This window comes from Phenylobacterium sp. RIFCSPHIGHO2_01_FULL_69_31 (assembly GCF_001824475.1).
Taxonomy (GTDB): Bacteria; Pseudomonadota; Alphaproteobacteria; order Caulobacterales; family Caulobacteraceae; genus Phenylobacterium.
In genome coordinates, this window is record NZ_MHXN01000003.1 from 309,265 (window position 1) to 322,155 (window position 12,891).

The window sequence follows — 12,891 nt, forward strand, 5'->3', positions numbered from 1 at the left end:
GCCGCTACTTCTTGTACTTCGGCTCGTCCGTGACCTTCACGAAGTGCTCCTGGTAGGCGCGGGACTTGCCTTCCGGGCTCTTGCCGATGCCGCGGCGCACCGCCGTCTTGCCGTCCTTGCTGAAAGTCCAGAACTCGCCGGCGATCACGTCGCCATCCTTCATCTTGAGGATCTGCAATTCATAGGGCTCGGTCAGCAGAGTCGAAATCTCGTTGAAGCGCGTCTGGTTGGGGAACGGCGCGACCTTGCCGTCCAGCGTCGAGACGTGGTCGCTGATATAGGGCTTGTCTGGCTGGGTCGTGTTCTCCGAGTGATAGTGGAGCGTATCGCCCTCCACCTTCATCCAGATCGTCAGCTTGAAGTTGGCCGGCGTGGTGATGCCGGGGGTGTTGTTGTGCTGCTCCTTCCAGGCGCCGTCGACGGGGTGGGCCAGGGCCGGAGCTGTCAGCAGGGCGGCGCTCACCGCCAGGCCTGCAACGATCGCGCGCATGTTCATCTTGGGCGTCCTCTCGAAGGGTGATGCGAAGCTAGAAGGCGACCCGCTCTTCCACGTGTTTCTCGACCTCGGCCCGGGTCGTCCACAGGGTCCGGAAGGTCTTCTTCGACAGGTGTTCCAGCTGGTCGCTGCGGTGGGGCGAGCCGGGCTGGGTCGAGTTGCCATAGCTCATCAGGCCCACGGCCTTGATGGGCGTCGAGAACTCCACCATCGACATCCAGGTCTCGCCATGGACCGGCGTACGCTTGCCGTCCTTGAGCGGGCTCCAGGTCATCACGTGGAAGACGCCGGTGTTGCCGAACCCGCCGCTGCCGGGCAGGTCCACCTTGCCCAGCGCAAAGCGGGAGACCTCGCCGAACGGCCGGTCGATGGCGCCGTAGCTGGCCTTGGCCTCCTGCGCGGCCGCCTTCAGCATCGCCACCGCCTGGGCCGGGTCCTTGAGGCCGTACGGCGTGTCGATGGGCTTCTCGGGATCCCAGCGGACCCGATAGTTGGCGTCGCTGATGTAGGTGGGACCGGCGAACTTGCGGGCCCAGGCCTCGAACAGCAGCGCCCCCTTGGCCTCGGCCGTGACGGTGCGATCCCAGGCCTTGAGCACCGCCGCGGCTTCCAGCACCTCGGGGTCGCTGCTCTGCGCCGCCGCGGCCAGAAGCTCTTCCAGCACCCGGTCGGTCATCAGCACGTGGTCGCTCAGCTTGCGCGCCACGAAATCGTCGAAGGTGATCTTCGGCGGGTCGGCCATCAGGTGCGACGAGTGCTGCGCCCGCAGCGACATCGGCCCGTTGTTGGCCATGTAGGCGGGATAGTCCTTGGCGTGGATCGCCTGGGGCCAGGTGGACACCCACGGCGGGTCGTTGGAGTTCTGGACGTAGCCGCTGGGCGGATCGATGACCTTGGGCAGGTCCTCGTACGGGTGCGTCTCGGTCCACAGGGTCGCCGAGGTGTCGCCCGGAACCAGCCCCGCCCACTTGGCGACGTTCCCGTCGGGATGCTTGGGCAGAATGCCGTTGTAGAGGTACTGAACGTGTCCTTCCTTGTCGCCGTAGACGATGTTGAAGGAGGGCACCTGCAGGCGCTTCATGATCGCCTGGTACTCGGCGAAGCTCTTGGACTTGCCCATGTCCCAGTACTGGCGAAGGCCGCCGGGGCGATCGAGGCCGGCCACCTTCACCGCCACCGTCTTGCCGTCCGCGCGGGCGAACACAGGACCGTGGATGGATGAGCGCAGTTCCAGGGTCTGGGTCGCGAGCGTGCCGTCCGGCTGCCGGACTTTCAGGCTGGCGGTCCGCGTCTCGAAGGGCCGCACCTTACCGTCGAACAGATAGCCGCCGTCCGCCAGCTTCAGCTCGTAGTTCGTGGCGCCCAGGACCCCGTTGACCGTGTTGGTGAAGCCCATCCGGTCGTTGAAGGCAAAGCGCAGGACCGGCAGGCCCACCTGGGTTGCGCCGTACATCTTGAAGCCGGGTCCGTTCAGGTCGGCCTCGAAATAGGTGAGCTGGCTCGGCGCCCACGGCAGGTGTGGATTGGCCAGCAGCATGGTGTTCCCGCTGGCCGACTTCTTGGGCATCACCGCCCAGGCGTTCGAGCCGGCGTCGGCGTTGGCGCCCATGGTCCGGCCCTGGGGCGCCACATAGACGTAGTTCATCAGCCGGTGGCCGTGCGCCATGACGTCAACGCCGGTGATCGGAAACACCTGCAGCATCGACGGATCGAGCTTGTCCGGGTGGGCCTTCGCGTAGGCGTTCATCCCCTCGGCGAACGCGTCGAGGTTGGCGCGGAAGCTGGCCGGCTCCTGGGCGTACCAGGCCTTGGCGCGCTCGTAGACGCCGTTGGCGATCACCCACCTGTCGGACTCGATCTCGGCCGGGCCCCAGTATTCGGCGGCGCGGCCGCGGGCCTGGCCGTACAGCTTCACCACCACGTCGCCGTGGTTCTTCGCCGTGGCGTAGCCGAAGCCGTAGAAGACCGAGGCCTCGTCCTTGCCGTAGATGTGCGGGACCCCGTAGCTATCGAACAGGATCTCGCCCCTGGGCGCGGCGGCCGACACCGCCGGCGCGACGAGGACGCCGGCCGCCAGGGCCGCGGCGATGAACGGCTTCAGAATTCCCATTGGATCCGACCGTAGTACGAGCCGCCGGTGAAGCCGATGGGCGAGGTGCCCGGATACTGGCCTGCGCCGGTGTTGGCGTTGAAGATGCCGTTGGCGTCCGGATAGTTGTTGAACAGGTTGTTGGCGCCCACCGCCACGGTCACGCGATGCGGCAGCTTGTAGGCGACCTCCAGGTCGACGATCCATTCGGCGCCGTAGGCCCGGTCGTTGGCGACGGCGTTCTGCTGGATGAAGTACTTCCCGAAGCGGGTGGCGCGACCGTTGAGGGTCAGGTCGTTCCAGGTCCAGGTCGCCGACAGCGCGATCTTGTCCTTCGGGAAGGCGCGGGTCAGGTAGCCCTGGCTCAGCCGGTCGAAGAGCACGAACGCCGGGCCCAGCGCGCTGAGCTCCGGCGGGTTCGGGATGATCCCGGTGATATCCGTGTCGTTCCAGTTGTAGCCGGCGGTGGCCCGCAGGCTGCCCCACTCGCCCAGATCGGCGCGGTAGGTGGCCACGACGTCGATGCCATCCGTCCGCGTGTCGATGGCGTTGGTGTAGTACTGGGCGCTCAGCGAGCCCGGCAGGCCGTTGGCGATCAGGATGTTCGAGACCGCGGCCCCGGTCAGGGTGCTGGTGATGGCGATCCGCTTGTCCACCTCGATGCGATAGGCGTCCACGGTGATCGCCAGGTTCGACATCGGCTCCAGCGTCAGGCCGACGCTGTAATTGGTGGACTCCTCAGGCTTGAGCGGCTCGGCGCCCAGGGCGATCGCCTCGGGCGAACCCACCGGCAGGGTCTTGATCTGCAGCAGGTCCAGGACGCCGTTCACCAGGCGGAACTGGCTGGAGCTGGCGGCGTAGTTCTGCTGCGCCAGGCCGGGGGCGCGGAAGCCCGTGGAGACCGCCCCGCGAACGGCCAGCCAGTCGGTCAGCTCGAAGCGGGCGTTCAGTTTGCCGACGAGCGTGTCGCCGGCGCTGTCGGAGTAGTCCTCGTAGCGCGCCGCCGCGCCCAGGAAGAGGCGGTCGCTCGCCTCCCAGCCCAGCTCGACATAGCCGGCGAAGTTGTTGCGATGCGACTTGCTGGCGTCCGACGGCTGGAAGCCCGGGGTGGCCTGGGCGCCGGTCTGCGGACGCTGGCCCGCGAACGGCTGGCCCGCCGGGATCACGTAGGTCCCGGCCGCGTAGCTCAGCGGCTCGCCCGCGCCCACCGAATAGGTCTCGCGGCGGTGCTGGGCGCCGAAGGAAACCTGCAGCTGGCCAGCGCCCTCCAGGTCGAACGGGCGGGTCACGTCCAGCGAGTTCACCCACTCGGTCGACTTGAGCTGGCCCACGTAGAAGACCGTCGGGCTCGTCGGCCCCAGGCTGGCGTTCAGGGTGTTCGAGGTGTTCTCGCGCGCACGGTTGTAGCCGTAGGTGCTGGAGATATCCCACGACCAGCCGCTCAGCTCGCCCCGGGCGCCGAGGGCGACTTCGAAGTCGCGTTCGCGGATCACCAGGTTCGGGCGGAAACCCTCGGGGTAGATCTGGGGAAGGGTGTTAACGTTGTTCGGCGAGCGGAAGGTGAAGGGCAGGTCCGACAGGCGGCGGCTGAACGTGCCGAACGAATAGAGCTGGACGCCGCCCTCCAGGTCGTAGCGGCCGTTGTAGCCGAAGCTGATGCTCTCCTGCGGCAGGACGCCGGAGTTCTTGGTGACCAGCCGGTCGGCGGTCAGCTCCCGCGGGTCGGGTTGGCCGTTGATGCGCGGATAGAGCTGCACGGTCGAGGCCACGGGAATGGCGCGGTTCGAGAGCTCCTGGCTCTTGCTGGCCAGCGACAGGTTCAGGAACCCCTGCTCGCCAATGCGGGAGCCGTAGTTGGCCTGGAACTGCCACAGCTCCCCGTCGCTGCGGTCGAAGTTCTGGCCGAAGCTGCCGCTGACGAAGCCGCCTTCGGTCTCGCGCAGGATGATGTTGATGACGCCGGCGATGGCGTCCGATCCGTACTGGGCCGCGGCGCCGTCGCGCAGCACCTCGATCCGGCCGATGGCGGGCACCGGGATGTGGTCCAGGTCCGCCGGCACCGAGCCGTTGTAGAGCGAGGAGACCGAGTTGATCAGCGAGGTCTTGTGGCGGCGCTTGCCGTTCACCAGCACCAGCGTCTGGTCGGGGTTGAGGCCGCGCAGGCCGCCGGTGGAGATCACCGTGGACGTGCCGCCGCCGGCGCGGGCCGGCAGGTTGAAGGACGGAACCAGCGTCTGCAGGGCCTGGAAGGCGCCGGCGCGGCCGGTCTTCTCGAGATCCGCCGCGCTCAGGACGTCGATGGGCGTGGGGCTGTCGGTCACGGTGCGCGGCGCCCCGCGGGCGCCGGTCACGACCAGCTCGTCCAGCGCCGTCGGCGCGGCGGGAGCCCCTGCGCCCTCGTCCTGCACGGCCATGGCCGTCGCGGCCGCGTAGATGGGGCCGGCCGAGGCCGTCCGGATCAGCGCGGCGGGCGGCGCCGATGCGGAAAGCGCGATCAGATCTTTTTGGGCCATGGCCACCCGGAGCGGCGAGCCGGCGATGATCTGGCCCAGCGCCGAACGGGTCGCCATCCGCCCGCGCACCGCCGGCGAGGTCAGGCCGGAGACCCGGTCGTAGGGGTACAGCAGCCGGACCCCCGACTGCGCCGAGAGCGCGTTCAGCGCCCCCTGCATCGGCTGGGCGGCGATATCGAAGTTCGCCACCGTGTCCTGCGCAGCGGCCGGCGCCGCGGCCAGGGCGACGAAGGCGGCGACGGGCGAGGCCCACAGAAGAAGATCGGATTTCAGCGGCATATGCGAGGCCCCCCGGATGCATCCAGCTACCCATCCGAACGGACGGGGTTCGCGCCACCGCCATCAGGCGGCCGAAAAAATCGTCAGTTCGACTTTTCCACCAGCAGGACGCCCCCGTCCGCGGTGTCGATCACCTCGATCGGGAAGCTGCTGGTCAGGGCGGCCAGGAACTTGTCGGCCTCGTCCACCTCGAAGCGGCCGCCGATGCGCAGGGATTCCAGGCGCGCGTCGCCGATGACGATGGGCTGGCGGCGGTAGCGGTTGAACTCGCCCACGACCTGCGCGAGGGACTCGCCGTCGAACTCGAGCACACCCTCCTGCCAAGCGGTGCGCTGTCGCAGGTGCTGGCCATCCAGCGCGGTTGGCGCAACGGCGCCCGAACGCACGATGGCGCCCCCGCCGGCGGCGATCCGGGCCGCCGCCGGAACATCGACCTCGCCTTCCCGCGCCGCCACGCCAACAACGCCCTCGGTGACCGTCAGCTCGACCACGTCGGGCCGGAGACGCACGTTGAACGCGGTGCCCAGCGCCCGAAACTGCGCCGAGCCCGCATCGACCAGGAACGGCCGCCTGGCGTCACGGGCCACATCGAACAGCGCCTCGCCGCGCACCAGCCGCACACGCCGTTCCGCGTCCGTGTATGCGACCTCGACCGTGGAGGCCGTGTTCAGCGTCACGCTGGAGCCGTCCCGAAGCGCCACCACCCGGCGCTCGCCCACGCCCGTGCGGTACAGGTCCACATTGTCGAGCAGCCGCCAGCCGACGGTGGCCGCCACCGCCGCGCCGGCCGCGGCCAGGCCACCGAACATCAGCCGCCGCCGGTGCGGCCCGCGGGCCGTACGCGCCGCCTCAGACGCAATCTCCAGGGCCGGAGGGGCAGCGCGCAGGCGGGCCGAGGCGTCCCACGCGGCCTCCATGCGCGCGAAGGCTACAGCGTGGCGGGGATCGGCCGCCACCCATGCATAGATCTCCTGGCGCTCCTGGGGACTGACCCCACAGGCGAGCTTAGCGACGTAGGCGGCCGCCCGATCGTCTGTCGCCTGCCGGTCGCAGCTCTCGTGGGGCTGTTCGCCCAAGCTCGTGATCCTCACGTTCCGCCAACGCCTCGGCCACCAGCTTCAGCGCCTTGGCAAGATGCTTCTCGACCGTTGAAACGGACAAGCTCATCTGTCCCGCTATGGTGGCAAGCGAAAGATCGTGCACCCTGCGGAGCAGGAAGACCTTGCGCGCCTGGGCCGGCAGGCGTTCGACCACTGCCTGCAGCCAGCGCAGCTCGTCCCTCGCCTGCAACTGCCGCTCCACGGCCGCCTCGTCGGACCGCAGCACGTCCAGGTCGGCGACGAAGTCCAGCGACACGATCGTCTCGCGCCGCAGGGTGTCGATCAGCAGGTTCCGCGCCACGGTGAACAGATAGGCCCGCCCGGCGGTGACGCGGCCGAACTCCGGCGCCTGGTAGGCGCGGGCCAGGCTTTCGGCCACCAGGTTGTCGACATCGAAACCCGGCGGGCAGATGCGCTTCAGGCGCGCGCGGACCGCCGCCTCGTGCGGCAGCACCACGGCTTTGAACCACTCCAGGCGAACGAGAAGCTCGCTCATAACCGCCCCCCCGTCAGCGCCTTCACGACACCGATGTGACAGTCGGCGCATGCTTGCGAGGCGCCGTCTAGGGTTCCCTTGCGTATCCCTCGTGCACGGCGAAAGCGCGGGCGCCGCGCATGCCGGAATGGCGGAAAGTGAGGCGCCCGCCCGTTCAAGGTCGTCGAGAGCATCTGGTCGAAGTGGGGTGGCGGTGTCGGAATCCTTGGCAGGCGGTCGTCGCCTGAAGTCCATCATCGGCGGTTCAACCGGCAACCTGGTGGAGTGGTACGACTGGTACGTCTACTCAGCCTTCACCCTCTATTTCGCGCCGGCCTTCTTCCCCTCCGACGACCCGACGGCCCAGCTCCTGAGCGCGGCGGCGGTGTTCGCGGTGGGCTTCATCGTTCGCCCGCTGGGCGCCTGGGTCATGGGGGTCTACGCCGATCGCAAGGGTCGCAAGGCCGGGCTCACCCTGTCGGTCACCCTGATGTGCCTCGGCTCCCTCACCATCGCCATCGCTCCGACCTATGAGCAGGCGGGCGCGGCGGCGCCCCTGATCCTTCTCTTCGCCCGCCTGCTGCAGGGCCTCTCGGTGGGCGGGGAGTACGGCGCCTCCGCCACCTACCTGTCCGAGATGGCCGGCCGCGACCGGCGCGGATTCTTCTCCAGCTTCCAGTACGTGACCCTGATCTCCGGCCAGTTGCTGGCGCTGTGCGTCCTGCTGGTCCTCCAGTCCGTTCTGCCCGCGGCGGACCTGGAGGCGTGGGGATGGCGGATCCCGTTCGGGATCGGCGGGGCGCTGGCCATCGCCGTCTTCTACATCCGCCGGGGCCTGGTGGAGACCGAGAGCTTCCAGAACGTGAAGGCGACCGCCAGCCTGGGCTCCAGCGGCTGGATCCTGTTCCGGCATTATCCCCGGCAGGCGTTCCTGGTCATCGCGCTCACCGCCGGCGGCACCTTGGCCTTCTACGCCTACTCCACCTACATGCAGAAATTCCTGGTCAATACGTCCGGCTTCAGCCGCGAGGCCGCCACCGAGATCACGGCCGCGGCGCTGTTCGTCTTCATGCTGATCCAGCCGCTGGCCGGCTGGCTCTCCGACCGGATCGGCCGAAAGCCGCTGCTGATCGCGTTCGGGACGCTGGGCGCCCTCGGCACCTATCCGATCTTCCGCCTGCTGGAGCAGGCCGACAACTCGTTCACGGCCTTCCTGCTGGTGCTGGCCGCCCTGCTGATCGTCACCGGCTATACGGCCATCAACGCCGTGGTGAAGGCCGAGCTGTTCCCCGCCCACATCCGCGCCCTCGGCGTCGCCCTGCCCTATGCCCTGGCCAATGCCGTCTTCGGCGGCACCGCCGAGTATGTCGCCCTGTGGTTCAAGAGTGTGGGGCTCGAACGCGGCTTCTACTGGTACGTCACCGGCATGATCGCCCTGTCGCTCTTCGCCTACCTGCGGATGCCGGAAACCCGGCGCACCAGCGAGATCGCCGAGGACTGACCGGAGCGGTGTTCCGAATCTGTCGCATGCCGCCGCTAGTTCTCGGCGGGATCGACGTGCGCCGAGCGGCCGCGGCGGACGGCGGCCATGCCCTGGACCCCCACAGGTGCCGATGGCATCACAAGCGTTGGAGCCAGCGAGGGACATGATGCCGGAACGAGCCGCCCCGACCAAGCCGACCGTGCGGGCGCGCGCCTCCGACCTTGCGCCGGTGGACAACGCCCTGGCCCGCATAAGGGCCGTGCTGGAAACCCTTGCCCCCGGCGCGAGGCGCATTGCCGACTACGTGCTCGAGCGCCCCCACGACGTCCTCAAGATGTCGGTCACCGAGCTGTCGGAGGAGACCCAGGCGTCCGAAGGCAGCGTGATCAACTTCTGCCAGCGCCTCGGGCTGTCGGGATTCCAGCAGCTCAAGCTCAGCCTGGCGCAGGAGATCGTCCGGCCGGTCCAGTTCATCCACGAGGACCTGGAGATCGGGGACGATGCGGCCGTCGTGTGCCGCAAGATCTTCCACTCCGGTATCCAGGCGCTGCAGGACACGCTTTCGGTCCTGGACCACACCGCCCTCGCGAAGGCGGTCGAGACCCTGCGCACCGCGCGCCGGATCGAGGTCTACGGCATCGGGTCCTCGGCCCCGATCGCGGACGACGCGCACTACCGCATGCTGCGAATCGGGCTGGACGCCAAGGCGGTCACCGACAGCCACATCCAGGCGATCAGCGCCTCGCGCACCGATCCCGGGGTGGCCGTGCTGACGATCTCGCACTCCGGCGCCACCCACGAGACGGTCATGTCGACCAAGCTCGCCAAGGCCGCGGGCGCGCGGACCGTGGTGATCACCAACTATGCGCGCTCGCCGATCCAGGCCCACGCGGACGTCGTACTCTTCACCATGGCTCGCGAAACCCGCTTCCGCACCGAAGCGATGATGAGCCGGATCGCCCAGCTCTGCGTTCTGGACGCCTTGATCGCCGCCCTGGCGCTCGCCGATCACGACCGGGCGACGGAGACCCTGCGCAGCACCTTCGACACCCTCTCCAGCAAGCGCTTCTGACGCCCCCTCACCGGGCCAGGTCTTCCAGGGTCAGGCCCCCGGGCCCGTCGACCAGGATGCAGCGAAGGCCAAGCGGGGCCGCGCCCGCCACGTCGGTCTCAGGATTGTCGCCGATCATGACGGCGTCCTCCGGCTGGACGCCGAGCGCCTCGCAGGCGCGCAGGAACAGGGTCGGGTGAGGCTTGCCCACGACTTCGAAAGGTTCGGCCCCGGGGCCAACGCCCGCGAGGATGGCGGCCAGGAGCGAGCCCGTCTCGGGCATCACGCGGCCCTCCGCGGAAGGATGGCGGCGGTCCGGGTTGCCCACCAGCAGGCCCGCCCCCCGCCGCACGGCGTTCACCGCCTGGGTCAGCTTGGCGTAGGAGAAGCGCGTGTCGCGGAGCAGGACCACCAACTCCGGCTCGTCGGTGACGAGATCCAGGCCCATCCGGCGGGCCGCCTCCTCCATCCGCGGCGCGGCTAGCAGCAATGTCCGTTCCGGCGCGAGCTGGCGGGCGCGGAGAAGGGTCTCGATCCCGGCGAGGATCACGCGCTCCGGCGGGGCGTGGATCCCGTTGGCCCGCAGCCGGTCGGAGAAGAAGCCCCGGCCGTGACTGGTGTTGTTGGAGACGATGGCGAAGCGCTCCGGCCGGGCCGCCATGAGCGCGACGGCGGCCGCCTGGGGCCGGTCGGCGATGGCGGCGCATCCGTCCCAGTCGAAGAGCAGCGCCTTGGCGTCGGCGATGACCTGGCGCGCCTCCACGGCGTCCTCGATGGCGGCCGCCCACGGCGTCGCCCGAATGTCGTGACGATTCAAGAGAATGGACTCCGCGCGCTGGGACCTGCCGGCGCTGATGGGTTCGACGCGCGCCCGCTGCGGCGTGGGCGGCGAGATTGAAACGAACCGCCGCACGCGGTCCGGACCTGCGGAGGGGACGCAGATCCGAGGGGCGCGCGCGGCGGCGACAGCCGGCCTAGAAGCGGGCCGTGAAGGTGCCGTAGAAGGCGCGAGGCTTGCCTTCGAACGGGTAGCCGAAGAAGTACCTGGGATCGCGGTTCGTGTACTCGCCCCGGTTGAAGGCCGAGCCGTAGAGCTGGTTGCCGAACCCGTAGCGTTCCGCGTATTTCTCGTTGAAGACGTTCACGACGCGGAACTGCAGCTGGTACTGCATGTCGTCGCCCAGGAAGTAGTTCACGGTGGCGTTGGTGACCGTGTACTTGCCGAAGTTCTTCCGGATCTGCGGACGGCCGTTGATGGTGAGGCCGCCGCTGGCGAACTCGGAGCCCTGGAGGCGGGGCATGATCGCCACGTTCAGGCGCCGGTCGGGTGAGGTCCACTCCAGCATGCCGCTGATGAACCAGGCCGGCGTCTCGTTGATCTGCTCGCCCTTGGACACGCCGGTCTTGGCCGCCGCATCCTGCGCGGTGTAGCCGAGGTTCAGCCGCCAGCTTTCCCCGATGTTCAAGTTGATATCGGCTGTGACGCCGACGATGCGGGTGATGGCGGGGTCGTTGTAGTAGGTATTGCGGGCCGGGAAGCCGTCGCTAGCCGGGACCGGGAAATCCGTGGTCGTTCTGATGCGATTGGTGATCTCGGTCTTGAACCCGCCCACCTCCGCGGAGACCGCGAAGCCGTCGAAGCGGCGCTCGTAGCCGATGGCGCCGTTGTAGGTCTCGGTCTCTTCCGTCTGCAGGTTCGGATTGCCGACGACCGTCGAGGTTTCGGTCCGCAGCTCAGTGATCCGGGGCAGGCTGTACGAGGTCCCACCGTTGGCTCGCGCGTAAAAGCCGTAGGGCAACGGCTGGCGCACACCGAACTTCCAGACCGTCCGCTTCTCGGATCCGGGGAGGAAATCGGTTCGGACGGCAAGGGAGATCGCCGTGTCTGGGCTGAAGGGCAGCCTGGGCCGCGCGTCGATGAACACGCCCGTCGTGGTCGCCGGATCGTTGTCGACAGGGTACTCAGCCGCGGAGTCGTCCTGGTAGCGGACCACCTGCCCGCCGACGACGAACTCCAGGAGCTCGTGGAGATTGACCGTGTTGCGCACCGTCAGGCCATATTCCTTGAAGCCGGCGCGGCGCTGGTTGGTCGAGCCGAAGCCCCGGTTCGCGCCGTTGGCGAACACCTTGCCCGACCAGGCCCCGAAGGGGACGCGGGCGTTGGTGGACGGGTTGATGCAGCCGGCCTGATCCTTGCAGATGTCGGGGTAGAGCTCGGTGTTCCAGAGCTTGGGGTTGCTGTAGTAGCCGTTCACCTCGGTCATCAGCATCGGCGACCAGCGCTTCTGGAACGAACCGTCGATGATCGGATAGCGGACCGTGTTGGGAGAGTGGACTTCCCGGTCGGGGAAGGCGTCCTGGAATTGGGATTCCGTGTACTCGGCGTTCAGCCGCAGCTCCGCGGAGTCGTCGATCTTCCAGAGGTACTTCACGCCGACTTCGTTGCGGTTGAGCGGGTACTCCTGCACGCCGCCGGCGGCGCGAATGTTGTCCACGAAGTCGTCGGGATTGAAGATCCGCGGCCCGTCGGTCGCCTGAACCGAGCCGTAGAACATGACGCTGTGACGGCCGTCGTCGTCGAGCGGGAACGAATAGTTGCCCCACAGCTCGCGGGACTCGAACGAGCCGTAGCTGACGCCCAGCTCGCCCTTGCGCGTGCCGTCCGGCTTCTTGGTGACCAGGCTGACGACGCCGATGCCGCCGTTGCTGCCGAAGAACAGGCTGTTGCCGCCGCGAAAGACCTCCACCCGCTCGATCATGTGCGGATCGATGGTGGTGGTGCCCCAGATGTCCTCCAGCGCCGGGCCGCGGTCGTATAGGGGCACCCCGTCGCGGACGACCAGGGTGTCGCGGTCGCCGCCGCCGTCCAGGCGGATCGTGTATTCGCCTTCGTCGGGAGAATAGCCGACGTTCACGCCCTTGATCAGGAACTGGGCCAGTTCGGCGAAGTTCACCGCGCCGCTCTTGGCGACGTCCGCGGCGGTCACGATCTGGACGGAGTTGCCGTACTCCACCGCCTCGACCGCCTTCACCGAGCCCATATCGGCGCGCTTGCCCTTCACCAGCAGTTCGCTGACGCTCGTGCCCTCGGCGTCTCCAGCCGCCTCAGCGGCCCAGGCCAGCGCCGGCATCGCGCATCCGGCCAGAAGCGCAGCGGCGAAGGCCGCAGCTGTCGGCATGTGTCTCTTCTTCATGACAACCCATCCCCCGGTCATGCGAGCCAGGCTCGCGTTCGGCGCAGGCGGCCCGTTCGGCCCCCCGTCGGGCTGGGATCAGTAGGGGCGTCTCGTGACGGTGTAGTGAATATTTCTCATTCGTTTTCGATCATCAAAATGAACTTTGCGCACTACTGGTGATGCGGGATTCCGGACGTGCGCCAGCAGGCGCGGCCGCCGGTCACGGCCG

The 12,891-nt window shown here is 68.4% G+C and carries 9 protein-coding genes; 2 read left to right on the plus strand and 7 right to left on the minus strand.

The window, feature by feature from the left end; all coding sequences use genetic code 11:
* Positions 1-4 precede the first annotated feature (4 nt).
* The 5 genes from A2790_RS01655 to A2790_RS01675 all read right to left on the minus strand — a co-directional run bounded on the left by A2790_RS01655 (position 5) and on the right by A2790_RS01675 (position 6,973).
* Entirely contained in the window at positions 5-496 is a 492-nt protein-coding gene (locus A2790_RS01655) for a hypothetical protein (RefSeq protein ID WP_293386969.1), read from the minus strand.
* Between the two features lie 31 nt (positions 497-527).
* Positions 528-2,606 carry a penicillin acylase family protein gene (locus A2790_RS01660; protein ID WP_293386970.1) on the minus strand — a complete coding sequence of 693 codons (2,079 nt, stop codon included), beginning with the start codon at positions 2,604-2,606 and terminating at the stop codon, positions 528-530.
* Complete coding sequence (locus A2790_RS01665) at positions 2,594-5,377, minus strand: TonB-dependent receptor (protein WP_293386971.1); 2,784 nt, start codon at positions 5,375-5,377, stop codon at positions 2,594-2,596. The genes A2790_RS01660 and A2790_RS01665 overlap by 13 nt, the downstream gene beginning before the upstream one ends.
* Positions 5,378-5,460: 83 nt before the next feature.
* Positions 5,461-6,453, minus strand: a complete 993-nt coding sequence (locus A2790_RS01670) for a FecR domain-containing protein (RefSeq protein WP_293386972.1) — start codon at positions 6,451-6,453, stop codon at positions 5,461-5,463.
* Positions 6,383-6,973, minus strand: a complete 591-nt coding sequence (locus A2790_RS01675) for a sigma-70 family RNA polymerase sigma factor (protein WP_293386973.1) — start codon at positions 6,971-6,973, stop codon at positions 6,383-6,385. Before A2790_RS01675 ends, A2790_RS01670 begins: the two co-directional genes overlap by 71 nt.
* Positions 6,974-7,166: 193 nt before the next feature.
* On the opposite strand from A2790_RS01675, the gene A2790_RS01680 reads away from it, so the two are divergent.
* On the plus strand, positions 7,167-8,453 hold the full coding sequence (locus A2790_RS01680) for an MFS transporter (protein WP_293386974.1): 1,287 nt from the start codon (positions 7,167-7,169) through the stop codon (positions 8,451-8,453).
* A gap of 145 nt (positions 8,454-8,598) precedes the next feature.
* The gene (locus A2790_RS01685) at positions 8,599-9,507 is read left to right on the plus strand and encodes a MurR/RpiR family transcriptional regulator (protein WP_293386975.1); all 909 of its coding nucleotides are present in this window, start codon (positions 8,599-8,601) and stop codon (positions 9,505-9,507) included.
* A 7-nt stretch (positions 9,508-9,514) separates the two neighbouring features.
* Here the strand turns inward: A2790_RS01685 and A2790_RS01690 are convergent, their stop codons facing one another.
* Together A2790_RS01690 and A2790_RS01695 are read right to left on the minus strand one after the other, a co-directional pair.
* Complete coding sequence (locus tag A2790_RS01690) at positions 9,515-10,303, minus strand: HAD-IA family hydrolase (protein ID WP_293386976.1); 789 nt, start codon at positions 10,301-10,303, stop codon at positions 9,515-9,517.
* A gap of 157 nt (positions 10,304-10,460) precedes the next feature.
* The gene (locus tag A2790_RS01695) at positions 10,461-12,665 is read right to left on the minus strand and encodes a TonB-dependent receptor plug domain-containing protein (RefSeq protein WP_293386977.1); all 2,205 of its coding nucleotides are present in this window, start codon (positions 12,663-12,665) and stop codon (positions 10,461-10,463) included.
* Positions 12,666-12,891 lie beyond the last annotated feature (226 nt).